26 protein-coding genes, 1 tRNA gene and 4 pseudogenes are annotated in these 26,100 nt (G+C 62.0%); 18 read left to right on the top strand and 13 right to left on the bottom strand.

What is annotated here, in order from left to right; all coding sequences use genetic code 11:
• The first annotated feature begins 117 nt into the window (after nucleotides 1–117).
• From NKI22_RS03220 to NKI22_RS03200, 5 genes are all read left to right on the top strand, one after another.
• Nucleotides 118–267, top strand: coding sequence for a histidine kinase (locus tag NKI22_RS03220; RefSeq protein ID WP_352850130.1), 150 nt, complete (start codon nucleotides 118–120; stop codon nucleotides 265–267).
• Nucleotides 264–1,181, top strand: a complete 918-nt coding sequence (locus tag NKI22_RS03215) for a site-specific tyrosine recombinase XerD (protein ID WP_352495633.1) — start codon at nucleotides 264–266, stop codon at nucleotides 1,179–1,181. The genes NKI22_RS03220 and NKI22_RS03215 overlap by 4 nt, the downstream gene beginning before the upstream one ends.
• A 99-nt stretch (nucleotides 1,182–1,280) precedes the next feature.
• Nucleotides 1,281–2,231 (top strand): acetyl-CoA carboxylase carboxyltransferase subunit alpha, encoded by a 951-nt coding sequence (locus NKI22_RS03210; RefSeq protein WP_023721141.1) that lies wholly within the window; start codon nucleotides 1,281–1,283, stop codon nucleotides 2,229–2,231.
• Between the two features lie 244 nt (nucleotides 2,232–2,475).
• Nucleotides 2,476–3,801 (top strand): L,D-transpeptidase family protein, encoded by a 1,326-nt coding sequence (locus NKI22_RS03205; protein WP_352483562.1) that lies wholly within the window; start codon nucleotides 2,476–2,478, stop codon nucleotides 3,799–3,801.
• Nucleotides 3,802–3,806: 5 nt separating this feature from the next.
• Nucleotides 3,807–4,094, top strand: coding sequence for a sulfurtransferase TusA family protein (locus NKI22_RS03200; RefSeq protein WP_352483484.1), 288 nt, complete (start codon nucleotides 3,807–3,809; stop codon nucleotides 4,092–4,094).
• A 210-nt stretch (nucleotides 4,095–4,304) separates the two neighbouring features.
• Here the strand turns inward: NKI22_RS03200 and NKI22_RS03195 are convergent, their stop codons facing one another.
• Nucleotides 4,305–5,423 carry a CobW family GTP-binding protein gene (locus tag NKI22_RS03195; protein WP_352818196.1) on the bottom strand — a complete coding sequence of 373 codons (1,119 nt, stop codon included), beginning with the start codon at nucleotides 5,421–5,423 and terminating at the stop codon, nucleotides 4,305–4,307.
• Between the two features lie 4 nt (nucleotides 5,424–5,427).
• Entirely contained in the window at nucleotides 5,428–6,606 is a 1,179-nt protein-coding gene (locus NKI22_RS03190) for a D-alanyl-D-alanine carboxypeptidase family protein (RefSeq protein WP_352548874.1), read from the bottom strand.
• Nucleotides 6,607–6,876: 270 nt separating this feature from the next.
• On the opposite strand from NKI22_RS03190, the gene NKI22_RS03185 reads away from it, so the two are divergent.
• A complete protein-coding gene (locus NKI22_RS03185; RefSeq protein WP_352483482.1) occupies nucleotides 6,877–8,040 on the top strand; it encodes a M20 aminoacylase family protein in 1,164 nt (387 codons plus the stop codon).
• A 72-nt stretch (nucleotides 8,041–8,112) separates the two neighbouring features.
• Here NKI22_RS03185 and NKI22_RS03180 read toward each other — a convergent pair whose 3' ends face one another.
• From NKI22_RS03180 to NKI22_RS03155, 6 genes are all read right to left on the bottom strand, one after another.
• Entirely contained in the window at nucleotides 8,113–8,256 is a 144-nt protein-coding gene (locus NKI22_RS03180) for a glycine zipper domain-containing protein (RefSeq protein WP_352495638.1), read from the bottom strand.
• A 41-nt stretch (nucleotides 8,257–8,297) separates the two neighbouring features.
• Complete coding sequence (locus tag NKI22_RS03175) at nucleotides 8,298–8,588, bottom strand: DUF768 domain-containing protein (RefSeq protein ID WP_023722345.1); 291 nt, start codon at nucleotides 8,586–8,588, stop codon at nucleotides 8,298–8,300.
• A gap of 86 nt (nucleotides 8,589–8,674) precedes the next feature.
• Complete coding sequence (locus NKI22_RS03170) at nucleotides 8,675–9,700, bottom strand: alpha/beta fold hydrolase (protein ID WP_352483560.1); 1,026 nt, start codon at nucleotides 9,698–9,700, stop codon at nucleotides 8,675–8,677.
• 86 nt (nucleotides 9,701–9,786) lie between these two features.
• Nucleotides 9,787–10,479: a TetR/AcrR family transcriptional regulator gene (locus tag NKI22_RS03165; RefSeq protein ID WP_352958198.1), complete on the bottom strand. Its 693-nt coding sequence runs from the start codon at nucleotides 10,477–10,479 to the stop codon at nucleotides 9,787–9,789.
• Nucleotides 10,480–10,551: 72 nt separating this feature from the next.
• Entirely contained in the window at nucleotides 10,552–11,076 is a 525-nt protein-coding gene (locus NKI22_RS03160) for a hypothetical protein (protein WP_502896926.1), read from the bottom strand.
• A gap of 127 nt (nucleotides 11,077–11,203) precedes the next feature.
• Nucleotides 11,204–11,530 carry a DUF1330 domain-containing protein gene (locus NKI22_RS03155; RefSeq protein WP_023677873.1) on the bottom strand — a complete coding sequence of 109 codons (327 nt, stop codon included), beginning with the start codon at nucleotides 11,528–11,530 and terminating at the stop codon, nucleotides 11,204–11,206.
• Nucleotides 11,531–11,870: 340 nt separating this feature from the next.
• Between NKI22_RS03155 and NKI22_RS03150 the strand changes: the two genes are divergently transcribed.
• The 3 genes and pseudogenes from NKI22_RS03150 to NKI22_RS03140 all read left to right on the top strand — a co-directional run.
• Complete coding sequence (locus NKI22_RS03150; protein ID WP_352818193.1) at nucleotides 11,871–12,563, top strand: winged helix-turn-helix transcriptional regulator; 693 nt, start codon at nucleotides 11,871–11,873, stop codon at nucleotides 12,561–12,563.
• Between the two features lie 47 nt (nucleotides 12,564–12,610).
• Nucleotides 12,611–12,687 (top strand) — tRNA-Arg (locus NKI22_RS03145).
• A 762-nt stretch (nucleotides 12,688–13,449) separates the two neighbouring features.
• Nucleotides 13,450–13,743 (top strand): annotated as a pseudogene (locus NKI22_RS03140) (DUF3363 domain-containing protein); the annotation flags it as partial.
• A gap of 12 nt (nucleotides 13,744–13,755) precedes the next feature.
• Here NKI22_RS03140 and NKI22_RS03135 read toward each other — a convergent pair.
• Nucleotides 13,756–14,670, bottom strand: a complete 915-nt coding sequence (locus NKI22_RS03135; protein WP_352850125.1) for a LysR family transcriptional regulator — start codon at nucleotides 14,668–14,670, stop codon at nucleotides 13,756–13,758.
• Nucleotides 14,671–14,901: 231 nt separating this feature from the next.
• Here NKI22_RS03135 and NKI22_RS03130 point away from each other — a divergent pair, with 231 nt between their 5' ends.
• On the top strand, nucleotides 14,902–15,510 hold the full coding sequence (locus NKI22_RS03130; RefSeq protein WP_352818204.1) for a carboxymuconolactone decarboxylase family protein: 609 nt from the start codon (nucleotides 14,902–14,904) through the stop codon (nucleotides 15,508–15,510).
• A gap of 307 nt (nucleotides 15,511–15,817) precedes the next feature.
• Here NKI22_RS03130 and NKI22_RS03125 read toward each other — a convergent pair whose 3' ends face one another.
• From NKI22_RS03125 to NKI22_RS03115, 3 genes and pseudogenes are all read right to left on the bottom strand, one after another.
• Nucleotides 15,818–16,255, bottom strand: coding sequence for a hypothetical protein (locus NKI22_RS03125; RefSeq protein WP_352484976.1), 438 nt, complete (start codon nucleotides 16,253–16,255; stop codon nucleotides 15,818–15,820).
• A gap of 304 nt (nucleotides 16,256–16,559) precedes the next feature.
• Nucleotides 16,560–16,685, bottom strand: a pseudogene (locus NKI22_RS03120) (IS6 family transposase); the annotation flags it as partial.
• Nucleotides 16,686–17,348: 663 nt separating this feature from the next.
• Nucleotides 17,349–18,021: pseudogene (locus NKI22_RS03115) on the bottom strand (protein-L-isoaspartate(D-aspartate) O-methyltransferase).
• Between the two features lie 663 nt (nucleotides 18,022–18,684).
• On the opposite strand from NKI22_RS03115, the pseudogene NKI22_RS03110 reads away from it, so the two are divergent.
• A pseudogene (locus tag NKI22_RS03110) lies at nucleotides 18,685–19,021 on the top strand (diacylglycerol kinase); the annotation flags it as partial.
• A 65-nt stretch (nucleotides 19,022–19,086) separates the two neighbouring features.
• Here NKI22_RS03110 and NKI22_RS03105 read toward each other — a convergent pair.
• The gene (locus NKI22_RS03105; protein WP_352818189.1) at nucleotides 19,087–19,395 is read right to left on the bottom strand and encodes a DUF4143 domain-containing protein; all 309 of its coding nucleotides are present in this window, start codon (nucleotides 19,393–19,395) and stop codon (nucleotides 19,087–19,089) included.
• A 190-nt stretch (nucleotides 19,396–19,585) separates the two neighbouring features.
• On the opposite strand from NKI22_RS03105, the gene NKI22_RS03100 reads away from it, so the two are divergent.
• The 7 genes from NKI22_RS03100 (at nucleotide 19,586) to NKI22_RS03070 (ending at nucleotide 25,776) form a co-directional block, all read left to right on the top strand.
• The gene (locus NKI22_RS03100; protein WP_031195079.1) at nucleotides 19,586–20,788 is read left to right on the top strand and encodes an ABC transporter substrate-binding protein; all 1,203 of its coding nucleotides are present in this window, start codon (nucleotides 19,586–19,588) and stop codon (nucleotides 20,786–20,788) included.
• A gap of 76 nt (nucleotides 20,789–20,864) precedes the next feature.
• Nucleotides 20,865–21,731 carry a branched-chain amino acid ABC transporter permease gene (locus tag NKI22_RS03095; RefSeq protein WP_023722333.1) on the top strand — a complete coding sequence of 289 codons (867 nt, stop codon included), beginning with the start codon at nucleotides 20,865–20,867 and terminating at the stop codon, nucleotides 21,729–21,731.
• A 5-nt stretch (nucleotides 21,732–21,736) separates the two neighbouring features.
• Nucleotides 21,737–22,711: a branched-chain amino acid ABC transporter permease gene (locus tag NKI22_RS03090; protein ID WP_352484978.1), complete on the top strand. Its 975-nt coding sequence runs from the start codon at nucleotides 21,737–21,739 to the stop codon at nucleotides 22,709–22,711.
• 4 nt (nucleotides 22,712–22,715) lie between these two features.
• On the top strand, nucleotides 22,716–23,495 hold the full coding sequence (locus tag NKI22_RS03085; protein WP_352484979.1) for an ABC transporter ATP-binding protein: 780 nt from the start codon (nucleotides 22,716–22,718) through the stop codon (nucleotides 23,493–23,495).
• A 2-nt stretch (nucleotides 23,496–23,497) separates the two neighbouring features.
• Nucleotides 23,498–24,220 carry an ABC transporter ATP-binding protein gene (locus NKI22_RS03080; protein ID WP_023722330.1) on the top strand — a complete coding sequence of 241 codons (723 nt, stop codon included), beginning with the start codon at nucleotides 23,498–23,500 and terminating at the stop codon, nucleotides 24,218–24,220.
• A gap of 8 nt (nucleotides 24,221–24,228) precedes the next feature.
• Nucleotides 24,229–24,969 (top strand): aspartate/glutamate racemase family protein, encoded by a 741-nt coding sequence (locus NKI22_RS03075; RefSeq protein WP_352642978.1) that lies wholly within the window; start codon nucleotides 24,229–24,231, stop codon nucleotides 24,967–24,969.
• A gap of 102 nt (nucleotides 24,970–25,071) precedes the next feature.
• Nucleotides 25,072–25,776 carry a GntR family transcriptional regulator gene (locus NKI22_RS03070; protein ID WP_023722328.1) on the top strand — a complete coding sequence of 235 codons (705 nt, stop codon included), beginning with the start codon at nucleotides 25,072–25,074 and terminating at the stop codon, nucleotides 25,774–25,776.
• Nucleotides 25,777–26,100: the final 324 nt, after the last annotated feature.

Raw genomic sequence — 26,100 nt, 5'->3', positions numbered from 1 at the left:
TGCGTCAAGCGCGGCGCGCCCGGGACCTGTTATCGGCTTCACCCTTGAATTGGTGGGATTGGCGTCTCATAAGGGCACAGGGTTGGAAATGCAGAACAAGACGACGGGCGAAAATTAATGCCGACACTGTTTCGCTTTGTCGTGACGCTCGTGATTCTGGCCGGCATTGTCTACGGCGCGATGTTCGCCCTGGTCATGTTCGTCGAGCCGAGAAAGGCGGAAATGAGCGTGCGTATCCCTCCGGAAAAGCTCAATACCAAAAAATGAACAGCGCCGCCCGCATCGAAGCCTTTCTCGAGATGATGAGCGCCGAGCGCGGCGCTGCCGAAAACACGCTTTCCTCCTATCGCCGCGACCTCGAGGACGCTTCCGCCGGGATCGGCGGCGGGCTCGCCGCTGCCACCAGCACCGACATCCGTGCCTATCTCGACGACATCGCCGCGCGCGGCTTTGCCGCCACCTCGCAGGCGCGCAAATTGTCGGCAATCCGTCAGTTCTTCAAGTTCCTCTACGCCGAAGGCCTGCGCGGCGACGATCCGACCGGCACGCTGGACAGCCCGAAGAAAGGCCGGCCGCTGCCGAAGACGATGAGCGAGGCCGATACCGGCCGGCTGCTCGACCGCGCCACGCAGGAGGCGATCGACCCCTCGCTCAACGACGACGACAGCCTGGCGGCGCTGCGCCTGCACGCACTGGTCGAGGTCCTCTACGCCACCGGCCTGCGGGTTTCGGAGTTGGTCAGCCTGCCGGTGACGGTGGCGCAGCGCGACGACCGCTTCTTCATGGTGCGCGGCAAGGGCAACAAGGAACGCATGGTGCCGCTGTCGGCCAAGGCGCGCACGGCGATGCGGACCTGGCTTGCCGCACGGGCGGCGGTGCCGGCTCTTGCCGACAGCCCGTTCCTGTTTCCGGCCGCCTCCGAAAACGGCTATCTCTCGAGACAGGTCTTTGCCCGCGAGCTGAAAGGGCTTGCCGCGCGAGCCGGCATTGCCGCGGCGAAGATATCGCCGCATGTGCTGCGCCATGCTTTCGCCAGCCATCTGCTGCAGAACGGCGCCGATCTCAGGGCCGTGCAGCAGCTGCTCGGCCATGCCGATATTTCAACGACGCAGATCTACACCCATGTACTGGAGGAGCGGCTGGTGCGTCTGGTCAACGATCATCATCCGCTTGCCGACTAGGCGTCATGTCGCTATGTGAGAACGACGTTCCACCGCGCCCAGCCTGCATTTTCGGGCTTGCGTCAGTCATTGCCTTCCGACCTGCCGGTTCGCCCAAGAATGTACAATTACCTCGATTTCGAAAAGCCTGTGCAGGATCTCGAAGGCAAGATCCTCGAGCTGAAGAAGCTTGCCGAGAACGGTGAGGCGGTCGACGTCGGCGATGAGATCGCCCGTCTCGAGAAGCGCTCACGCGATGCGCTGCGCGACGCCTATAAGGCGCTAACGCCATGGCAGAAGGTGCAGGTGGCGCGCCATCCGGACAGGCCGCATTGCATCGACTACATCAAGGGCCTGCTTACCGATTTCACGCCGCTCGCCGGCGACCGCAATTTCGGCGAGGACCAGGCGATCGTCGGCGGCTTCGCCCGCTTCCGTGGCGAGCCGGTGGCGATCATCGGCCAGGAAAAAGGTTCCGACACGGCAAGCCGGCTGAAGCATAATTTCGGCTCGGTGCGGCCGGAGGGCTACCGCAAGGCGGTACGGCTGATGGAACTCGCCGACCGCTTCCAAATCCCGCTGCTGACGCTGGTCGACACTGCCGGCGCCTATCCCGGCGTCAACGCCGAAGAGCGCGGCCAGGCGGAAGCCATCGCCCGCTCGACCTCAGCCTGCCTTGGCCTGAAGGTGCCGTCGATCTCGGTGGTGATCGGCGAAGGCGGCTCCGGCGGCGCCATAGCGATCGCCACCGCCAACCGCGTCTACATGCTCGAACACGCCATCTATTCGGTGATCTCGCCGGAGGGCGCCGCCTCGATCCTGTGGCGCGACACCACCCGGTCCAGGGATGCTGCGACCAACATGAAGATCACGGCGCAGGATCTGCTGGAGCTGAAGATCATCGACGCCATCGTCGCCGAACCGCTCGGCGGTGCCCATCGCGCCCCCGAAACGGTGATTGCCGCCACCGGCGACCTCATCGCCAGGACGATGAAGGAATTTTCCGGCGCCAACACCGACTTCCGCGAGCATCGCCGCGAGAAATACCTGGCGATGGGCCGCAATCTGTAGCCAACGCAGGTGCGCGGCCTGAAATGTGACGGCGTGGAGCAATTTCGCCACAAAAATGCCGCTGCGTTCGTCACAGTGAGCTTGCCGTAGGGGACGCGCCAATTTCGTTTGGGGCAAGAGGGCTGCTTGGCGCAAGGTCGCTTGCGGTAAGGAATTTTCAAGGTTAACGGGCTTAAGGTCCGTCAGTGGTCAGTTTAGCAGCCGCGGCATCCGCGGCGCAGAGATGAAGACGATAGCCATATCCATGTTTGCCAAGCTTGCCCGCACCGGAGTTCTGATCGCTGCGATCGGCGTCGCCGGCTGCAATGATGCTTCGATGAAGGATTTTGCACCGCAGGCCAACAAGCCGCTGCCGGACAAGATCCTGGCCGAGATGAGGGCCAAGGGCATGGTCCGCACCTCTTCGGTGATGGCCCGCATCTTCAAGGAAGAAGGCAAGCTCGAAATCTGGAAGGCCAAGACCAACGGCCGCTACGACCTGGTCGCCAGCTACGACATCTGCAAATGGTCGGGCAAGCTCGGGCCGAAGTTCACCGAAGGCGACCGCCAAGCGCCGGAAGGCTTTTACACGGTCCGCCCGGCGCAGATGAACCCGCGGTCGAATTATCACCTGTCCTTCAACATCGGCTACCCGAACGCCTATGACCGCGCCAATGGCCGCACTGGTTCCAACCTGATGGTCCATGGCGCCTGCTCGTCGTCGGGCTGCTATTCGATGACCGACGCGCAGATCGAGCAGATCTACGCTTTCGGTCGTGACGCCTTCCAGGGCGGCCAGACCGAGTTCCAGATCCAGGCTTTTCCGTTCCGCATGACTGCAGCCAACATGGCGCGCTACCGCAACGACCCGAACTACGAATTCTGGAAGATGCTGAAGGTCGGCTACGACAATTTCGAAGTCACCAAGGTGCCGCCGAAAGTCGACGTCTGCGAGAAGCGCTACGTCTTCAACCAGGTTGCGGCCGACGGCTCGACCTTTAATCCGACCGGCGCTTGCCCTGCGACCACCCAGCCCGATTCACTGAAGAGCGCCATCAACGCCTATCAAAGCACCTATGAGGCGGCCTTCAACGGCGCCGTCAAGGCCAGCGTGCCGGCACCCAAGCCGACCATCGCCGGGATCAAGGAAGCCAGCATCGTTTCCGACTGGTCGAAACGGCGTGCCCGCGGCGAACGCGTGCCGATCGAGCCGCCGTCGCTCAACCCAGACGGCACGGTGACCGAGACGGCGCGCATGGGCCGCGTCGATTCGCCGGCCGGCCGCAAGATGGCGGCACTCGACGCCGAAAAGGCCGCCAAGCAGAAGGCCGAGGAACAAAGGCTAGCCGCCATTGAAGCGGCCAAGGCCGCCAAAGAGGCAGCCAAGGCGCAGGCGCTGGCCGAGAAGGAAGCGGCCAAGGCGCAGGCACTGGCTGAAAAGGAAGCTGCCAAGACCGCCGCCGAGATGCCTGTCGCCACCGCCACTGTAGCGCCATCGGAGGCCGCCCCGGCAGTCGAAACGCAGGCTGCGGACGCCGAAAGCACGGCGACAAGGTTGAAGAAAAAGCTGCTCGGCATGTTTGGCGGCTGAGCTTCATGCTTGAACAAGAAGATGGGGGCCAAGGAGACAGGCCCTCAACCAGCCCCGCCGCCGTCTACGACCTCAAAGGTCTGAACTGCCCGTTGCCCGCGCTCAAGGCCAAAAAGCGCTTGGCCGCAATGCCGCCGGGTAGCCGCCTCTGGCTCGAAACCACCGACCCCCTCGCCGTCATCGACATCCCCGCCTTCTGCGCCGAGAGCGGCCATCGGCTGATCGAAACGGCGGCAATATCGGGCGGCCACCGCTTCCTGGTCGAGCGCGGCGGCGGCCGAGCCTGGACTTAGCTCGTTCTGCTGACGGTGCGCTGCCCCTCATCTGCCTGCCGGCATCTTCTCCCCGTATAGTGACGGGGAGAAGGGGCTGGCCGCAACTTTGGCGCTCTTTCTGCGGCGCTGGAGATTGGCGAAATCGTCGACGAGAGCGTCCTTCTTGAGAAGATGCCGGCAGGCAGATGAGGGGCAGCGCGGCGTTCGACTTAAAACTGATGAAAGCCTCTACCGCCCGGCAATAGCCAGCGGGTTGCTTTCCAGTGCCGCGCGGTCCGGCGTGTCGATCGACGGCCGGTTGGTGAAGGCGGCGAACAGCCGGCGGATATAGTCTTCCGGCATGTCGAGCGTGATCAGCACCAGCCTGGTGCCGCGCTGGCTGTCCGGCCAAGCCGGCAGTTGCACCGGCGGATGCAGGATCTTCTGCACGCCATGGATAACCAGCGGCCGCGACGGGTCTTCTGCAAGCTCGATGACGCCCTTCATCCGCAACAGGCGCTCGCCATGCGCCGAGCGCAGCAGATCGAGGAACATCTCGATTGCCGAAAACGGCACCGGCCCGTCATGAACCAGCGAATACGCGCGGATGCGGGAATCGTGCCTGTGGCCATGGTCATGGTGACCGTGGTCGGCATGACCATGACCGCTGTGGTCATGGCTGCCAACATCATGGTCGTGGCCGGCTTCTTCGCCGAGCCAACGCTGCACATCGACGGATTTGGTGGCCGGATTGTAGAGGCCGCAATCGAACAGGGTCGCGGCGCTTGCCTGGCTCGCGTCGAGCACCACGGCACCCGGGTTGAGCTGCCTGAGCCGCGCCCGCAACGCCTCCGCGTCGCCTGCATCCGTGGCCAGGTCGGCCTTGCTGAGCACGATGCGATCGGCGACGGCCACCTGCTTCACCGCCTCGACATGGGCATCGAGCGTCGCATTGCCGTTGACGGCGTCGACCAGGGTGATGACGCCGTCGAGCCGGAAGGCCTGGACCAGGGCCGGGTGCGCCATGATCGACTGCAGCACAGGGGCGGGATCGGCGAGCCCGGTGGTCTCGACGACAACGCGGGCAAGCCGGTCGATGCGGCCGGTCTGCAGCCGGTCGACGAGGTCGGCCAACGTGTCGACCAGCTCGCCGCGCACCGTGCAACAGAGGCAGCCGTCGGAAAGCTGGATGATGCCATCGGACGCCTGCTCGACCAGAAGATGGTCGATCGCCACTTCGCCGAACTCGTTGATGATGACGGCGGTGTCGGCGAGCGCGGGATCCCGGAGCAGCCGGTTGAGCAGCGTCGTCTTGCCGGCGCCGAGAAAGCCGGTGAGCACCGAAACGGGGATCGGGAAGCCGGCCATACGGCTAGTTCAGCGCCTTGGCCGGCCGTTGGACCTGCGCGGCGGTGGTGGACCCGGCCACGGCCGGCTCGGCGCCGGCCGGCGGCGCCCGATCCGGCCGCCATGTCGGCAGCGGCACGTCGGCATATTCCTGCCCGGAGGCGTCGAGCATCGCCTTCGGCTTCGGCCCCGTGGCGCCGCCGAGGCCGACGGCGATCAGCGTCGGTACATGGTCGAGCTTTTCCTGATAGGGCGATTTCGGCACATCCTTGCCCTTGTCGCCGACGGCGGGTGCGGCTTCCGACTGCTCCTCGACCGGCTTCTTCTTGCAGATCTCGTCGTTCATGTCGTTGGCCGACATGGTGTCGCCATAGGCAGGCAGCGCCGCCACCGTCAGCCAACTCGGCGCCGGGGTTGCAAAGCCCTGGTCGAGCAGTTTTGCCGCCGCCTCGGCGCGGGTGACGGCCGATTGCTCGCCGAGCACCACGGCGACCAGGGTGCGGCCGTTGCGGGTCGCCGAGCCGATCATATTGAAACCGGACGAGCAGACGAAACCGGTCTTCATGCCGTCGGCACCCGGATAGCGGCCGATCAGGAGGTTGTAGTTGGAGATCGCCTTCTTGCCGACGGCAAGGCCTTCGATCGAGAACCAGGGGGCATATTGCGGAAATTCCTTGCGGATCGCCATCACCAGCAAAGCGAGATCGCGCGCTGTCGTATACTGGTCCGGCGAATAGAGCCCGTTCGGATTGACGAAATGGGACCCGCTCATGCCGAGCCTCCGCGCCTCCGCATTCATGCGTTCGGCAAAGGCCGCTTGCGAACCGCCGATATTCTCGCCGACCGCCATGGCGATATCGTTGGCCGATTTGACCAGCATCATCTTCAGCGCATTGTCCAGCCGCATCACCGAACCCGGCTTGAAGCCCATCTTGCTCGGCGGCTCGCCGGCGGAATGTTTCGTCACCTTGATCGGCGAATCGAGCTGGACCTCGCCCGCGGCAATCGCACGAAACGCCACATAGGCGGTCATCAGCTTGGTCAGCGATGCCGGGTACCAGCGCCTGAACGCCTCCTGATGCTGCAGGATCTTGCCGCTGTTCAGGTCGAACAGGATGGTCGGATTGGCCAAGGCAGGCCCGGCCAGCGCCGCAAGCACCACCGCGCCCGCCACCAACAGTTTGAGGAAATGCCTATAGCGCATCATGAAAACCGAAATAGCCTCTTGCCGCAGTCGCCCCTGGCTCCGTAAGATTTCGTTACACGATCGCCAGGATAATGGTCCGGCTCTCTGTTCCCGGACCACAGTCGCGGTGCTATTTACTCTATGTGACGTCAACATGGCAAAGTGCTGCCGATCACAATGTGGAAGCAGCAGCACAATGCAAAGCAGCGTGCATGGTTGCAGGGCAGCAGGCACAATTGCACAGCAGCAGGTCAAGACCGCCTGCTCCAACAGCGAAATGGAACCATCATGCCGATCCTGAACCGAGCCGCCGAAATGCAGGATGAGGTGGCCGGCTGGCGCCGCCATTTGCATCAGACGCCGGAGCTGAATTTCGACGTCTTCAAGACCGCCGCCTTCGTCACCGAGAAGCTGAAGGCTTTCGGCTGCGACGACATCGTGACGGGTTTGGGCAAGACCGGCGTCGTCGGCATCATCCGCGGCCGCCACGGCGAAGGCTCGACGATCGGCCTGCGCGCCGACATGGACGCCCTGCCGCTCAACGAGATCAGCGGCAAATCCTATGCCTCGACCGTCCCGGGCAAGATGCACGCTTGCGGTCATGACGGCCACACCGCGATGCTTTTGGGTGCCGCCAAATACCTCGCCGAAACACGCAATTTCGCCGGCTCCGTCGCGGTTATCTTCCAGCCGGCCGAAGAGGGCGGCGGCGGCGGCAACGAGATGGTCAAGGACGGCATGATGGAGCGCTTCGGCATCTCCAAGGTGTTCGGCATGCACAACATGCCGGGCCTGCCGGTCGGCCAGTTCGCCATCAGGCCGGGCCCGATCATGGCGGCGACCGCCGAGTTCACCATCACCGTCAAGGGCCGGGGCGGCCACGCGGCGATGCCGCACGGCACCATCGATCCGATCGTCATCACCAGCCAGCTTGTCGGCGCATTGCAGACGATCGCCTCGCGCAGCACCGATCCGGTCGAGGCGGTGGTCGTCTCGGTGACGAAATTCCATGCCGGCGACGCCTATAACATCATTCCCGAGAGCGCCGAGATCGCCGGCACCGTACGCACGCTGAAGAAGGAGGTCGCCAAGAAGGCTGAAGAGCGCATCCGCGCGCTTTGCCAAGGCGTGGGCGCTGCCTTCGGCGCGACAATCGAGGTTGATTACAATGCCAACTACCCCGTCACCTTCAACCATCCGGAAGAGACGGTCTTTGCCAGCGACATCGCGGCCGACGTCGCCGGCGACAGCCATGTGCACCGCGCCATCCAGCCGGTGATGGGCGGCGAGGATTTCTCCTACATGCTGGAAGCGCGGCCGGGCGCCTTCATCTTCATCGGCAATGGCGATACCGCCGGCCTGCACAACCCGGCCTACGACTTCAACGACGAGGTCATCCCGCACGGCATGAGCTATTGGGTGAAGCTGGCGGAGACGGCGCTGGCGGCGTAGCCGTTCGGCATCGGCGGTGGGGCGACCGCCGCACCTCTGGGCGGCAAAATCGGGCAGGACATGTTCTGCTGGTCACTTCCGGCCGGACGACTTCCGGGCAAGGCCGAAGGCAATGCCCAGAGCAATACCTATACCACTGCCCGCAACAATGTTGTCCAACACGACGCCGATGGCCACGCCGATCACGACGCCGAGCGTGAGGTGTTTGGCATCCATTATGCCCGGTCATGTAGCGTGGAAGGGAAGAGCCGCAACCGCTACGGTCCGCTCTTCGGATCCTCGACCTCCAGCGCCTCCATAACCGGCGCCAGCTCATTGTCGTCGGCAGCCTGCGGCTCTTCGCCTGTCCTTGCCTTCTTCAGGGCTGCCTCGATCGCCTCCTGGATGTTGCCGAGCTCGTCTTCGCGAACCTCGTGGCCGTAGCCGGCAGCATCGGCATCCTGCTCGAATTGCTGCGCCAGGACGGCGACGCTCACCTCGCTCTCGGCCGGCAGATTGCCGACATTCTCCTGCAGCCAGGTTTCAAAGAACTCTTTTGTGGCGCTCATGCGGTGTCTCCTTCGGGACACTAAAGCGCGCCGGCATCCCGAAAGTTCCGCTATCTTAACCGTCTTTGCACCGCTCGCCATGTCGGCTACGCAGGAACCCGCCGCTTCAACCAATCGACCATTAGCGTGGTGACTTCGCCCGGCTTCTCCTGCTGTGACCAATGTCCACAGCCGGCGACCACATGTTTTTCGAGATCGGCGATGTGGGCGTCCATTCCATCCATCATCGCTGGAGATAACACGACGTCGTCCTCAGCGCCGATCATGAGCGAAGGCACTTTTATCGTCTGGTCGACATTCAAGCCGGCTCTCCAATTGCGGGACAAGTTGCGGTACCAGTTGATGCCCGGCGTGAAACCGGTGCGCCCGAAGCTCTCGGCATAGAAAGCAAGCTCGTCTGGCGTCAGGATCAGCTCGCCGGGCAGCGTCTTCGGCTCCGGCTGCGAGAGCGCCTGTAGGAATGTCATGTGTCGGGCCTGCGGCGGCAGCTTGGCGTATTGCGCGGCGGTGATAATACCCTTGCGCATATTGCTCCTGAACACCCGCGCCACGTCGTGCGCCATCAAACGGTCCGCGAGATCACCATCTTCGAACATCAGCACATACATGTCGGGATTGTAGACTTCGCGCATCTGCGCGATCGGGTCTTTTGCCGGGTTGGCAACGAACGGCTTGTCCGGGGCGGTCAGCCCCTTGGTGAGGCTCGGATGCAGCCACAGCATTTCATGGGGAATGAATGGCGTGTTGACACCGATGACGCCAGTGACCCGGCTCTGATGCAAAAGCGGCATCTGCCATGCGACCAGGCCGCCCCAGTCATGGCCCGCGAACACGGCCTTTTCGACGCCGAGAGCATCGAGGAGACCGACGAGATCGCCGGTCAGGTGGACCATGTCATAATCCTCGACCTTGGACGGCCGGTCGGTCAGACCATATCCGCGCTGGTCGGGAACAATGACGTGGTAGCCGGCGGCCGCGAGCGGCGCGATCTGGTGACGCCAGGAAAAGGCGAGTTCGGGAAAGCCGTGCAGCAAAACAACCGCCGGTCCCTTGCCGGCTTCATAAACAGCCATATCGATGCCGTTGGAGCGAACGTATCGGACCGGCGGCATGGCCGGCGACGCGCCAAAGACCGGCAGGCAAGGCGCAAGAAGACTGCCGGCGGTGCCGAGAAGCACCGCCCTGCGGGAAAGGGTGATCATGGCAGAAGTTTCCTTAGCTGCTCGAATTCTGATCGAATGACGGCCGGGCAGGCCGAGACGTCTCGGCCGGCGCGGATCAGCACGAGAATGCCTTGGTAGAGAAGCAGAAGCCTGACGACGTGGAGATCGACCTGCCCTCCACCGATCTGGCGCTCCACGACCTGCCGGATGGCGGCTTCCAGCACGGCGAAGCCTTCCGCGAGACCTTCCGAGGCGACCGACGGTTGCGCACCGAACTCGACAGCAGCGTTCGTTAACAAACAGCCGAGGTCGCCGGATTCCGGGGCGGGCAGCAACAACGACAGGAACAACTGTTCCAAACCATCCAGATCGCTTGCTTCGCCGATGTAGGTCTCGATACGGTGTCGGATGACGGCATCGATATAGTGGCCGAAGGCCGCCCGATAGAGACCTTCCTTGTCGCCAAAGGCATTGTAGATCGAGCCAGACGTCAGGCCGGTGGCATCGCTCAGATCCTTGATCGAAATTCCCGCGAAACCGGCCCGTCGAAACGCGTTCATCGCGTCCCCCAGCACAGTGGCTTCGTCAAATAGTCGCGGTCTGGTCATGGAGCAACCCAATGTAAAATGATCATTCCAGAATGAGCATTTTACATCGCCAGTCAAGCGACTCTTTTTGCAAAGACAGCTCGATGGGCACACAGGCACGCCAACGATGCCAGGTTGCATCGCGATCTCCCGGAGCTTGGCCCTCTGTGAGATTAAAAACCAGGCGGCGTTGGCGCCGCCTGGCCCGGCTGCTTACTGGCTGGCAGCAGTCGTCGGTTCGCACGACACGTTCGGGTTCATGTCGGCGAACGCGCCGGTCGGGTTGCCCTTCCAGGCCCAGACATGCAGCTCGTAAAACGGGCCGAGGCCATAGCGGTTGGGCGCGCTGTTGAAGTTGAACAGATGCCCATCGAGCGAGGCCGGGCCTTTCGAGGTGATGTATTCGACCGCGATCAGTTTTAGCGTGCCGTCGGCCATCGGCTCGTACATCACCGCTTCGGGCTTGGCGACATCGACAGCGTCGTCCTTGAGGTAGCCGGGATTGACGTAGTGGATGCCCATGGCGCCGCCGGTGATGCCGCTGGCGCAGGGGATCGGCGCATAGCCCTCGGCGGTCGCCGCCGCCACATTCTCGAAGCGGCTGTTGGCGGCGCGTACCTTGTCGGCCAGCGGATTGGGACCGGACGCGGGCGCTGCCTGATGCGCCTGCGCCAATGCAGTGCAGGCCGACAGCAGCGCCGCGGCAGCGAGGAATTTGTTGCGAAAGTTGATTGTCATAGTCATTCCATTCTTCTTGAAAAGCACAGCCCGGGCGGCCGCCGGAAGTAAGGAGGTCCGGCAGGTGGGCGCTGTGGCTGTTGTTGCTGGGAGATCCCTGTCCCGATGCGACAAATGCAGGGGAAGATCATCCCTTCGGCAGATACGGGATGGTTCCGGCCAGATCGGAGTTGTCGATCAGCTGGAAACGGCTGTCGCTGCCGCCCTGACGGGCCGAAACAAAGGGTGCGTAGGCGGGATCGTCGGTGAAGGCGCGCGCCGCGGCCTCGGTCGGGAACGCCATCAAGGCAATCAGCGTCGTGTCGAGCGGCTTGCCTTCGAGCGTCTTCACATTGCCGCTGCGCGACAGATATCTGCCGCCGTGCTTGTGAACGAGGTCGTGGACCGACGCGGCATAGGCCGGCATCCACTTCGGGTCCCTCACCTTGATGTCTGCGATAACGTAAGCGGTCATGGGTCATGTCTCCTGGTCGTGCACAGGGGTATCCCGTGCAGCGGCAGAGGGGTCGCATGGCAAGGCCGGCGCCAGCCAGTCCGCGATCTGTACTGGTGCGGCGAATTCGAAATTCGCATTCACTTTGGAGCAACGCAGCGAGCGAATTTCGGATTCAAAAGCCACACCAGCAAGTGCTTGGATTTCCAGTGTGGTTTTGGATTTGAAGTTCCTAACGCTGATGCCACCCAGAAAGCAGGAACTTCAAATCCACCACACTTGGGCCGGTACAGTTTCTGTACTCGCCGCACCGCTGGGAAAGGCCTATGCTCCCGGCTGAGTTTGAGGGGAAGGCAATATCATGACCCAGGCCGGATACAAGCAGTTCTGCCCGTTATCGATGGCCGCGGAGGTGCTGTGCACCCGCTGGACCATGGTTCTGCTTCGCGAATTGGTGGCGGGCTCGACCCGTTTCAACGATCTGCGCCGCGGCGTCCCCAAAATGTCGCCGACCCTTCTGTCGCAACGGCTCAAGGAGCTCGAGCTGGCCGGGATCGTCGAGCGCAAGGAGGTGCGCGGCGAGAAAGGCATCTTCGAATACCGGATGACCGAGGCAGGCAGGGATCTGCGGCCCGTCGTCGAGGCGATGGGCTTTTGGGGGCAGAAATGGGTCGAGTCGCGGCTGTCGCTGAAGAACCTCGATCCGTCGCTGCTGATGTGGGACATGCGGCGCAATCTAAACGCGTCGCCGCTGCCCGACGGGCGCACGGTGATACAATTTCTGTACCAGGAGCTCCCCGCCTCCAAACGGTCGTGGTGGCTGATCGTCGAGAAGCACGGCGAGGTCGACCTCTGCTGGTACGATCCGGGGTTCGATGTCGATCTCTACGTCTCGACCGACCTGCACACCATGACCGAAATCTGGATGGGGCTGATCACCGTCGAGAAGGCCGGGCCGAAAGTCATTCTGACGGGCGATCAGGATATCGCCCGCAAAATGCAGACTTGGCTGGGCCTGAGCCCGTTCGCTGTCGAACCCAAGCGAGCAGCCTAGCTGCCTCTTGGCGAAACGATCCGAAGCGGTTATGTGTCGGGCGCGATGGTCCCGTAGCTCAGTAGGATAGAGCGGCAGATTCCTAATCTGTAGGTCACAGGTTCGATTCCTGTCGGGATCACCAAGTTTTTCAAGCGCTTAGCCAACAAGCCGCCGTACTTTTTGGTAAATTAGTACGGCAATTAGTACGGCGAATTTCGCATGAACTTCGGCTTCAGCTGCTCAATCCAACCGAGTTGTGGATTTCCATGATTCTGGAATTGAGTAGATTGTTGGGACGGGCGGCCACCGATGTCGCTTCAGGTGGCGATTTGAGGTGGGGTCTGTCGAGACGCGATGCCGCGCCTCGGCAGGCATTGATTTTACGATGTTTTTTCTAGTCTAGGAGCCCACAGCGATTTGTATCACAGTTTGTATCTCAGTCCGTATCGCACGAGGCTGACCTAGCCACCTGGTAAAATGGCACGTCTTACGAGGCCTGAGCCGTAATCAATGTTGTCGTGCCAGCGCTACATACGGTCCCTTGCACGACAGCCATGGAGCCGAGAGCGGACTGGCAGCTCATAGGTGTGGATCACGGAAAAGTTCGCATTCGACGATTAAGAGCTGGATGACTGCTACCGCCCCCCATTTCCGACATTGATGGATGGGACGCGCGTCCCATAAGCAGCCAACGTCAGTGCCGAGGCTGCAAGGTCAAAGGGTGGCTTTCAGTAGGCCGGCTGTGGCTGCCCTCGAAAAATGCGGTACTGCAAGAACGAAATTTGTTGCCGAGGACCTGATCTGCAGCGCCATACTCTCACAGGGTCCTCAGCTCCTCGTCGGCAATCGCGGCTTGGATCGATCGACAGATCTTTCAGCGAACCTACAAATTTGAAGGGGCGCTTACCGGCGCAACCTGATCGCCACGCTTCAGGAACGCGAGGTTGACCGTGCCGGTGGGGAACTGGCGGCGAAAAAGGCACTGCCGTTCCGAGCTGCCGCCGAGGGCGAAACCGTGACCGGCACCTTCACCGGGGCCGCGCAGCTATCCAGTGGCAAGTTCGCCATCGTCGAGAAGTCCCACGAGTTCACGCTTGTCCCGTGGCGGCCAGTCATCGACCGCCAGCTCGGCCGCGAGGTCAGTGGCATCGTGCAGGGCGGATCGGTGTCCTGGCAGTTGGGGCGGCAGCGGGGATTGGGGCTTTCGCCCTCAAACCCCTTGACCGACTTCACTGAGCACCCGTCGCAGCCATTGATGCCCTGGGTCGGCGTCGTGGCGCGCATGCCAAGTCTGCACCACTCGAAATGAAGGAATATCCAATGGCGGCGGAAAAAGTCGGAGCGGTAGCCGCCCTGCCAACGGTGCGAAGAGACGACGGGGTTCCGTTGCCACGAGCTCGGAGGCATCGACCAGCATCGGTGCCATCAAGAAGTGGCCGACCGTCACGACGACATTCCTCTTCAATCCTTTCTCGGTGAGCACAGCATCGACATAGCCGCTCGGATTGCCCTTCATCGAAACCTGAAGATGGCGCAGCGAGAGATAGCGGTCGAGGTCGAGACTATCGGCCAGATCGGTGTGATCGCCGCGGCCAGCGCAGATGAAGTCCTCTTCGTATAGCAGTTCTTCTCGCATATGGGTCGGCGGCTGGGGGAAGTTGCCGGCGATGAGTTCGACTGCGCCGTCGTCCAGCATCGGCAAACCGACGCTGCGGCTCGTGTTGCGGACCACCAGAGAAACGCCTGGTGCTTCGCGGCCGAGCCGTGCAGTCAGACGCGGTAGCAGCACGAAAGCGGCATAATCGGAGAGACCGACCACGAATTGCCGAGTGCTTTCGGTCGGATCGAACGAGCGCCCGCCGAGCAGGACGCCTTCAACCTGTTCGAGGATCGACCGAACACTCGGCGCAATGTCCTGCGCCAGTGGCGTCGGCGTCATGCCGCGCGGGGATCGGACAAACAGCGGGTCTCCGAACAGAGCCCGAAGGCGATTGAGCGAATGGCTGACCGCCGGCTGGGTCAGCCCAATCCGCTCGGCCGCGCGCGTGGCGTGCCCTTCGGCAACGAGGGCGTCGAAGACGACCAGCAGATTGAGTTCGACGTTAGCGATATGAATCTTCTTCATCACGGCGATGCTAATAATGAATTTGATTTATCGCAATCGCCGATGCAAGGTCTGACCTGAAATAAAGCGGGGCGGGCAGAGTTAGAGAACATGAGTGTCAGGTCCCACCACCGCAGCAACGGGACGAGTAAGTTCTCGCCGACGCTTTATTGAGGCTGCCTTCATCGCAGCAAGTTCTTTCGCCATCAGTCGGAGCGGGCAAGCCATGGCCTCGGAAACTCATGAGGATCGATTTTCACGCGGCCTGGAGATGCTCCGCCGGATCGGCGGGGAGAATTTCGATGGACCGATCAATGCTCTGGCGGAGACCTCCGCCGATTTGTCGCGCTTCACCGTCGAATATCCCTATGGCGATGTGTTGTCCCGCCCGGGGCTGGATCTCCCGCTAAGGCAGCTCTGCACCGTCTCGATGCTGCTGGCCGACGGAAGCGCCCAGCCGCAATTGAAGTTCATATCGCCGGCTTTCTCAATGCCGGCGGCACCCCCGAAGCGATCGTCGAACTGCTCTTCGTCTCGGTCGCGGTCCTGGGCTTCCCTGCAACCGTCAATGCCGTCGGCATCGTCCGGTCGGTATTCGCCGAACGCGAGCTGGCATTTCAGCCCATCAAGCCCGCGACGGGTGACGGAGCGGGACGCGGATGGGCCGGACGCGAGATGCTGGAGCGGCTCGTAGCGGGCGACGCCCAGGGCTATTTTGACCGCTTCGCCGGCACCGCGCCCGACCTCGCGCAGCTTTCGATCGATTTCGGGTTCGGGGAGGCGCTGGCTCGGGACGGCCTCGATCACAAGGCCAAGCTGCTCGCGATCACGATTTGGCTTTCCCGGTCCCGATCGACATAGGTCCGCGACCTTCGACCCACCATGAAGCATCGAATTTTCGACAGCGAATGTATAGCGCTTATCCGGCGCGCATGTCGCTCTGTTCGAGCCTTTGAACCCCGGCGCTGACCACGGATGTGCTGGCAGCATTGGGATCTTTCCGGTTCGGATGGAAAAGATGCAGGAGGGGGCGTCGGCGTGCTCCTGCGGAAAGCCGCACCCCCTCATGCAAACGCAGCCTCCCCGCGTGGGGAGCGCTTGCCTGCGCTACGGCGGCGGCTTTCCATGCGAGCCGCTTCAAAAATGATGCTGCGAAACGGCTCCGGCTTTATCCGACGAACGCCTCACGCATCCGAGCGAACATGCCTGGCTGTCTCCCGGCAATCGCCGCACGGATGTGACGGGCGGCCGTTACGGCGCTCACCGTCGCGCCGAAATGACAATAGCAGATGATCTCATGCAATTGCCTGTCGGTCAGTTCGAAGAACCGCTTCGCTTCGCCGTAGTTGTCGTTTTCCAACCCGGCGGCGCGGAGGACAGGATCCTCGAAAGCGACTGAGATCGGCGAGCCGTCGCCGCGCATGGCCCCGCGTGATCTAACCGGCTGATACTCGGTCTGGTGTAGCGTCGAGAGTCGCCGGTCAGGGTTCCGTTCAAGGAGCTCCGCCCAGCGTTCAAGACGTTCGCTGCGCGACATGGCCTGGCGCGGGTAGCCCTGATCGATCTCGGCGACGATCTGCAGTTGCTCAAGCGTCTGGTGCTTCATTTTAGCCTCCTATTCGGACGATAGTTGGCCCACCCATTTCCTACTTATACCTGAAGCCAGCGTGACTCCAACGGATCGTGAAGTCCAATCACGATGATGCCTGGAGGGCTTCGTTCACGCAGATGTGGAGGCTTCGCAAAGATCCGGCCATTAATTTGGCGAACGCGGTCAAATGCGCGGCTGTTCGACGATGTTGGTCTGGAGTCCGTGCCGATCGAGGTGATCGACGGGCTGAGTCTGTGCTGGATTGCCCCGGCTCCATTGCTGGCCGGGGCAGCGGGATCAAGGGAGTGGCAGATGAGCTTCGAAACCGCCGAAGGCCGGGCTGATGTGAGTTCTCCGCCCGGTCGTTGGGGCCCTTGTGGCTCCAGTGTACGACTTCCGGCATGACCTGGCGCCTGGCTACTCCGTAGGACCGCAGTTTGTCCGTGTCGAAACCATTATCGAAGTTACCCGGCCCGATGGCGGAGTGTTGCGGATTGCGCGCGATCCAGGGACCGGTCCGTCCAACAGGTTGAGCGAAGCCATCTCAAAAACGGTCCAGGCTGTGCGTCGTCAGGATGGTAGCCGAACCAGCGAAACAGCCAATCAGGGATCCCTTCCTTCGCCCTTTAGAGACTGAGCAGTCAGCTGCCGCCAAGCGAGAATGACGATCGCTCTCATTGCTGCGGCGCTGGTATCGGTGTGCCGCCAAACCAACCAGCCGCATACGCAATCGCGACCAATACCACGATCACGGCTACCACGCCGTACCAGAGGCGCCTGTCTTTGAGATCCATCGTTACCTCCTGCCCGCTACGTGTTGGCCACTGGGCGAATTCCTTGGGCCTTTAGCCGTCATTTCCCAGATGAGCGACCCATTTGCCGTCTGGCAGGCACACAGTAGGCTGGATAAGGGGTCTTTGAGAAGCGCGCAATACGACCGCGCCGGCATGATCGCCAGCGGCTGCGACCGGCGGCGGCAGGCGTGCTCGACGAGTGGCGTTGCGGCATGGATGTCAAAAGATCGGCGATGCCATCCAGCGCCTGTGTGATCGATGCGGCGCGCGTTATCCTGATCTTCCAGCACGGCTCCGCGCAGCCGCACCCCTCATTAGACCGTTTCGAGACGGCTGAACCGAACCGGGATGAGTTTGCGAGTCTTCAGTTGCCCTGCCGCATCCTTGTCGATGACCGTCAGAAACTGTGCATTTTCAGATCCCAAAGGCAGAACCAAGCGTCCTCCCGGCTTGAGTTGCTTCAGTAAAGCCGGCGGTGTCCGCTCAGCCGCCACCGTGACCAGGACCTTGTCGAATGGGGCGTGCTCAGGCCAGCCGCGAGACCCGTCTCCGACACGAATGCCGACATTGGAGAAGCCGAGACCCTGCAGGAGAGCCTCGGCATGGCTTGCGAATTCCTCGATGATTTCGACGCTCCAAACTTGCCCGGCAAGGTCCGCGAGGATTGCGGTTTGGTAGCCTAGGCCGGTGCCGATCTCGAGCACTACCTCGTGCGGTTGCGGCGCAAGGAGATCGGTCATGAGAGCAACGATGAAGGGCTGCGAGACGGTTTTATCAAAGCCGATCGGCAGCGGCATGTCTTGGTAGATAAGGCGCAACTGATGCTGGCACGAAGAGATGCCGCGGTATCCGCCTCATCGCCGCCAATACCCGCTCATCGAGCGCCGCCTTGCCAAGTTCTTCGCTTGCAAGATCGGTGTGAATTGCAATCATCTCGACCATGTGCCTGCGTAGAACCGCGAGATGCTCTTCGTTCATCGGCTTCATGACGGTGGGGCGCTCCTCAACCAGTCTGCTGCCTCATAGCCTTATACCCTGTTCGTCTTGTCACAGTAACCATGTCGTCGAGAACGCGGCTTCGGTTGGGGCGGGTTGTACCGCCCTGCTATTTCGTCGCCGTCCTTGGTGCTCTCCCGTTCCTCGCACCGGGGTGGAACGGCGTGCGCATCAGAAGCTCGCCAGCCAGGCGACAACATCGATATAGCGGATCGCCAGCCAATTGAGCACCAATAGGCCGAAGGCCAAAACGACGCCGAACCCTGCGCTGTCGTTCACCGGCTCCATCCCGTGCTGATCGTGCGTGATCTGGCGATTGACGATGGCCGAACCTGGGCGAGCCAGCAGCGCGATTCGCGCTGCAGGCCGGCCATACGATAATCAGCGTTAGCCCGCGTGGCGCTGCTGAGAAGAACCGGAATTTCGTGATGGCTTGCCGCCGCCATTGGCGCGGCACTGGGGGACTGGCTGTCCTTCTGGATCGGCAAACGGCTTGGAAAGCGGGTTTCGCACTATTGGCCCCTCTCCTGTTCTTCGAGCGGTGGGGGGTCGCCGGCGCTTCTTCGGTCCCTTGCGTGCATCCGTACCCATGGTGGCGGGCATCTGCGCGATGCCCGCTCTGACGTTTCAGTTTGCCAATATCGCTTCGGCTCGCCGGAGTTCGTAGCCGACGTTGCACGGTTTTTCGACGTCACGAGAGGACACGTCTTGCTCGCCGGTCCCAAGACGATCGCGAGCGTTCCGGATTTTGCTCGCGCGGATCGGGAACTTGTCGTCGTTCGCTCCAGTATGGATCCCGAGGACACGCTCAAGCGCTTTGCCGGCCGTGTCGTCTTCATCGGCGGCGGTCCACCGGTCTGGGACGCCTACGCGCGCTTCGTCAGCCACTGGGATGTCACGCGGCTGCCCTATGACGGCGGCGGACCGCTGGTTCGATGCAAGATGGCTTACGGGGGGTGGCGAAGTTGCCAGAAATCACCGCGACCAATGAAGGCTCGGCTCGTATCGATCTGGGATTATTTAGACCACCTCGCGACCCAAGTTCCAGACCGCATTTTATGCAACTTTACATCGAACACAGAACCGACAGCGGTGCAGCTTGCAATTATTTCGCCGAACGGCGTCACACGGTGATGGTCGTGCAGCACCAGCCCGCGCACAAAACGATCGCGGACTCCTTCCTGCAACTGGTGCAATCCCCGAAAGTCCTGCGGAACCGTTTGCGGAGGCCTTCACCTCGATACCGACGACCCGACCGCGTCGATCCTCGATCACGACGCCGACCTCGTCCTGACCCTTGGTCCGGTAGTGTGAGAAAGACACCCGTCGCTCTGACCACCATGCGAGCTTCAGGAATTCCGACACCACGAACCTCTCGAGCAAAGCACCGAACCGCGATCGGTCCTACGTTCTTCGTCTACGGCCGCTCACAAGATTGTCAACAATCTGATAAAGTTTTGTTGACAGGTGATTGATTTGAGCCTTCACTCACAAAAATCCGCGTATCGGTCGAGTTCTGTCGCAACAATGCGCGGCCTCCAAAGGGGAAAGAACAATGATCAACAGACGTTCAATAATCACATCCGCGGCGCGCGGCGCCGTCTCCGCGCTGGCAATCATGGCCGGCGGCACAATAGCGGTGCACGCCGCCAACAAGGAACTCAAGATCGGCTTTGTCGGCGTGACGAGTGGCGCGGCCGCTGCGTGGGGCACATCCAACGTCCGCTCGATGCAGACGCGCGCCGCCTGGATCAACGAAACCGGCGGTGTGAAGATTGGTGACGAGACCTATGACGTCAAAATCGTCACCTTCGACGACCAGAAGGACCCGAAGCGGGCGATCGCCGGCATGGAGAAGATGGCCCAGGAGGGCATCCACTATGTCGTCGGTCCGAATGTCGACGACGGCGCGGCGGCGGTGCGTCCCGTGGCAGAATCCAAGGGCATCATCTATTTTCCCTACGCATTCCCGAAGGAACTCTACACCCCGCCGGCATCCAACGCCGTGCTCGGCATGATCGCCAACTACCAGTCGGCTCCGGCGATCTACAAATATCTCATGGAAAACAGGGGCGTGAAAAAAGTTGCCTTTGTCGCCGCCAACGAATCCGATCCGCTGAGCCAGCGGGATGGCGGTGTTGCCGCGGCAAAGGCGCTCGGGCTCGAGGTTGTGGCTGCCACGGATGTCTACCAAAACGATACCCGCGATTTCACGCCGGTACTGACGCCGATCGTTTTGCAAAAACCGGACCTGCTGGTGCTTTCGGGCGTCGCGCCGGGCAATGCGCCGCTGCTGATCCGCGCCGCGCGCGAGCTCGGCTACGAAGGCCTGATCTCCACCGAAACGGCGCAGGATGCCAAGGTGTTGGAAGAGGGCGCGGGCGAGTTGGCCAACGGCTTCATCTCGGTCGGCGGCGCATCGACGCCCGAAATCGCGTCCGACACGATGAAGGAGTTCGTCGAACGCTACACGAAAATGTTCGGCGAATACAATGACGAGTCCAACACCAAGGTCTACGCGCTCGAATACATCATCGAGACGCTGAAGGCGAACCCGGCCGCGATCGACAATGTCGAGGAGTTCAAGAAGACGATCGACACTTTCTCGGCGCCCAATCCCTATCTGAAGGACGATGCCAAGCTGACCTATGTCGGAATGACGTCGTTTGGCCAGAAGCGCCAGCTTTCGGTCCCGATGGTGGTCACGGAATACCGCGACGGCAAGTTCGAGACGCTCTTCGTCGCTCAAGTCGATTGACGCAACTGCACTGAAGCGGATTGCCGCAGAGACTCGAGCATTCGTCTTCAGCCTCTGAACGGCCGGAACCATCCTGATGGAACAAGTCATCGCCAACGGGCTTTATCTTGGCGCGCAATACGCCTTGATCGCGCTCGGTCTGACCCTGATCTTCGCGCTAATGAACGTGCTTAACTTTGCCCATGGGCAGATGTACGTTCTCGGCGGCTTCGTCACCTACACCGTCTATGGCCAGCTCGGCATGCCTTTCGTCGTCGCGCTCGTCGCGTCCGGGGTCACGCTGCTGGTCATTGGAGCGCTTGTCGAGAAATTCCTTTTCAGGACGGTGATTAAGCGAAGCGTGCGGGAGGAAAGTACGATGCTTCTCGCGGCGGCGGTCGCATTCTTCCTCGACGCCGTGATCCTCCTCTTGTTCGGCGAAAAGCAGCGCGGCGTGCCGAAGATCGTCAAAGGCGTCTTCGTCTCCGACAGCCTCATAATGCCTTACGACCGGCTGCTGGTCGGCGCACTCGCCATACTGTTCATCGCCTCCTTCGTGCTTTTCATGCAGTACAGCAAGCCGGGACGCGCCATGCGGGCGCTGGCGCAGGACCGGGTCGCGGCGCAGCTGATGGGCGTCGAGGTCGACCGCTATTCGATGATCGGCTTTGCGCTCGGCGCCATGCTTGCCGGCATAGTCGGGGGGCTGCTGGTCGCCATCACCGGCGTCAATTCGGGCATCGGCGGGCCGATCTCGATCAAGGCGTTCTTGATGGTGATGATCGGCGGGGCCGGCGTGGTCAGCGGAGCGATCGCCGGCGGCTTCATCCTCGGCATGATGGAATCGGTCGGCCTGACGGTGCTACGCCAATATGGCGACGTCACTTATCTCGTCATCTTCGCCGCGCTGATGGTGTTCCTGAGCATCCGCCCGAACGGGCTCATGGGCAAGCCGTGGGGATGATGGACATGAAGCGTACACGCAACATCCTCGTCGTCGCTGTCTTCCTGCTGGTCGTACTCGTTGGCGTGCCCTGGCTGATTGAGGCGACCGGTCGGCTCGACCTCTACTACACGCTGACCTCGGTCGCGCTGCTCAGCATCGCCAGCGCCGGGGTGTGGGTGACTTTCTACATCGGCCGCATCAATATCGGCCAGGGCGCCTTCGCGCTTATGGGCGGCTATGTTTCGGCCATTCTTGTCGTCCAGTATGGTGTGTCGTTCTGGCTGACACTGCCGCTGGCTGGGCTATTCTGCGCCGCTGCAAGCGTGCTGATCGGACTGCCCATCCTCAGGCTTCGCGGCGTCTATTTCGCCATGGTCACGCTGGTTTTGACCGAAGTGGCGCGGCTGCTCGCGCTGGCGCTGCCGATCACCAACGGAGCCAAGGGCATGGTCAGCATTCCGCTCCCCGGCGGCATCTCGATCTTCGGGCTGACCATCCTTCCAGATTTCGCGACGCTCGCCAATCCGCGTCCCGCCTTCTATCTGGTGTCGGTTGTGCTGATGGTGCTGTGCTTTGCGGCGCTCTACCGCCTAGTCCATTCGCGCATTGGCAAACTCTGCCAGTCGTTGCAGCAGAACGAGGAACTGGCCTCCTCGATCGGCGTCAACATCGCCTATCTGCGCGTTATCGCCTACGCCTTCTCCTCATTCCTCGGCGGTCTCGGCGGTGCGATGTTCGTCGCCATCTCGCAGTCGATCTATCCGTCGAGCTTCACCGTCACCGACTCGGTGAACTTCATGCTGAACTGCTTCCTCGGCGGGCTCGGCCACGTCTTCGGGCCGATGATCGGCACCTTCGTGCTCTATTTCGGCTGGGATTTCCTGTTCGAGACCGGCGAGTTCCAGTTGCTGATCTTCTCTTCGGTGCTGATCGCGCTGATGCTGTTCCTTCCCAACGGCCTGCTCAGCCTCAGGCTGTTCGGCAAGAAGCAGGGCTAGGACCATGACTGAGCTTCTCCAGATCAAGGCCGTGAACAAACGCTTCGGCGGGCTGGTCGCGGTCAACAATGTTTCCTTCGCGGTCCGCGAACGCGAAATCCTCTCCGTCATCGGCCCCAACGGCGCCGGCAAGTCGACGCTGTTCAAGTTGATTTCCTCTTTCCTCAATCCGACCTCGGGCGAAGTGCTATTCCGGGAAGAGCGGATTTCAGGCCTGGCGCCGCATATCGTCGCCCGGAAGGGCGTGGTGCGCACGTTCCAGGAGACGACGATCTTCAAGGGCATGACGGTGCGCGACAATGTCATCATCGCGCATCACCTGCGTTCCAATGCCAGCCTTGCCGGCTTCTATCTCGGCACGAACACCGCACGGCGCGACGAGGATGAATTCGGCCGCTCGGCCGACGAGATCATCGACTTCCTCGATCTCGGCGCGCAACGGCATGAGATCGCCAGCACGCTGCCGCACGGCCATCTGCGCGCGCTCGGGATTGCCATCGGGCTCGCTACCAACCCGACCGTGCTTCTGCTCGACGAGCCCTTCGCCGGTATGAACCATGACGAAACCGTGCGCGCGGTGGAGATGGTGCGCGGCGTGCGGAAGCGCGGCGTGACTGTCCTGCTGGTCGAGCACGATATGCCCGCCGTCATGAACATTTCCGACCGCATCGTCGTCCTGAACTTCGGTGTGAAAATCGCCGAGGGAACGCCGAAGGAAATCCAGGAGAACGAAAAGGTCATCGAGGCCTATCTCGGCGTCGAAGATGAGACGATCGGATTTTAGCCATGAGCGAACTGCTGAAAGTCTCCGACATCGAACTCTACTACGACCATGTCTATGCACTGAAGGGCGTGTCGCTCAACGTCAACGAGGGCGAGACCGTCGCGCTGATCGGCGCGAACGGCGCGGGCAAATCCTCGATCCTGCGCGCCATCACCGGCCTGAAGAAAGTCCGCAGCGGCGAGATTCATTTCCGGGGCCACCGCATCGACGGAACGCGCCCGGACGAGCTGGTCAGGATGGGCATCGCCATGGTGCCGGAGGGTCGGCGCGTCTTTTCCTACATGACGGTGCGCGACAATCTGATGATGGGCGCCTTCACCCGCACCGACAAGGCCGAAATCGCCAGGACGCTGGACATGGTGCTCGCGCGCTTTCCGCGCCTGAAGGAACGCTATTCCCAGACGGCGGGCACGATGAGCGGCGGCGAACAGCAGATGCTGGTGATCGGGCGGGCGCTAATGGCCAAACCGAAGCTTCTGCTGCTCGATGAACCCTCGCTCGGCGTCGCGCCGAAGCTCGTCCAGGACATCGCCCGCTCCATCGTGGCGATCAATCGCGACGAAAAGGTCAGCGTTCTCTTGGTCGAGCAGAATTCGCGCATGGCGCTGCGCATCTCGCAGCGCGCCTACGCACTGACGACCGGAAAGATCGCGCTGGCCGGACATTCGGCTGAGCTGCTTGGCGACGACCGGGTCAAGAAACTCTATCTCGGCGGCGAAATATGAAAGCGCAAATGGACATACTCGTCGTCAATCCCAACACCACTGCGTCCATGACCGAAAAGATCAGCGAGGCGGCGCGCGGCGCGGCTTCGGCCGGCACCAGGATCATCGCCGTCAATCCGAAGGACGGGCCGCCGAGCGTCGAAGGCTATTTCGACGAGGTCTTCGCCATCCCGGGAATGATCGGCGAGATCCAGAGATATCCGGCGGCGAGCGCCTGCGTCATCGCCTGCTTCGACGACACCGGCCTCGACGCAGTACGCTGCGTCGGCGAGATGCCGGTGGTCGGCATCGGCGAAGCGGCGTTTCACATGGCGAGCCTAATTGCCGGCAAGTTCAGCGTGGTGACGACGCTGTCGCGTTCGGTGCCGGCGATCGAGCACAATCTGGTGCGCTACGGCCTCGCCAGCCGCTGCGCTAGGGTGCGGGCAAGCGACGTTCCCGTTCTGGAGCTCGAAGTGCCCGGCTCCAACGCCCGCCATCGAATTTCGGAGGAGATCGAGCGCGCCATCCGCGACGACCGGGCCGAAGCGATTGTGCTGGGATGCGCCGGCATGGCCGACCTCGCCGCCGCGTTCAGCCGCGAACATGGCCTTCCTGTGCTCGACGGCGTCGCCTGCGCGGTACAACTCTGCGAGAGCCTCGTCAGCCTTGGCCTGTCGACCTCGAAGCGCGGCGGCTACCAGGTTCCACTCGAAAAGTCCTTCGCCGGAATCTTTGCGTCCTTTTCGCCCTCCGGCCGTGTATCCTGATGCGTGCAAAATTGTTGACATTCCCACACAGGATGTTCGATGTCCGGCCGGAAACGCGGTGTTCGCGCCGCTATGCGATCCGGCCGCCGGGACAATGAGACGATGGACCTGCTTGGACCAAAGACACGGGATGGCGACAAGCCGACGATGCGCTGGTTTCCGGTCTATGCCGGCCTGCGCGACGCCATCGTCAGCCACCGCCTCGCACCGGGCACAAAGCTGCCCGAGGACGAGCTCGCCTCGATCTATTCGGTAAGCCGCGCGGTGATACGCGCGGCGCTGCAGGCGCTGTCGCATGACCGCTTGGCTCGGCTCGAGCCGAACCGCGGCGCGTTCGTCGCCCAGCCGACCAAGCAGGAAGCGCGCGAGGTGTTCGAAGCGCGAGCGCTGATCGAGCCCAAGGTCGCGGCGCTTGCCGCCGAAGTGGCAAAGCCGGCCGAGATCGCGCAACTGCGGCTTCATCTCGAAAAAGAGCACGAGGCCCTGCATGCCGGCCGCGACAGCGACGCCATAATGCTGTCGGCAAAATTCCATGTCGGCATCGCTGAAATCGCCGGCCATTCGATCCTGACCGGCTTCGTCAAGGACCTGTTGTCGCGGTCGTCGCTGATCATCGCGCTCTACTGGCGTCGCCGCGACACCACCTGCGAAAGCCACGCCCATCACGCCCTCGTTGATTCCATCGAAAAGCACGACGCAAAAAACGCGTCCGACCTGATGCAAAGTCATCTCATCGACCTTCTGTCGGGCCTTGATCTGTCGCTTGGCGAGAAGAAGCCCGAGAGCCTGTCGGACATCTTGCGCTGATCTCCGCTGTCAAACTCTTCGCCGGAGTTCGCCTATGTCCGCACGTGCTGGGCGTGATCGAAGCAATGCATAGCATGCATCGGTCCATGAGGACTGCTTCTTCGTTCCTGCCGTCATAACAGTAGCGCTCGTTGAGTCCGCGGCGCTGCCCCCCAGCTTCAGCTACTCCTGCTGCCGCACAACGGACGGGCAATGCGCCGATCAGAGCTTGAGGCACGCAGTCGCAGCAAGGATTGGCAAACTGCCGGTTTTTCTTACGGCCTTTAGATACGACCTGATGCGATCGGTCGATGGCCCTCGCGAGAGGCCAGTTCCAGTTTATGC

The organism is Mesorhizobium sp. M0778, assembly GCF_040320105.1.
Classification (GTDB): domain Bacteria; phylum Pseudomonadota; class Alphaproteobacteria; order Rhizobiales; family Rhizobiaceae; genus Mesorhizobium.
Note: the sequence above shows the minus strand (reverse complement) of the source record. Positions and strands in the feature narration are given on the sequence as shown.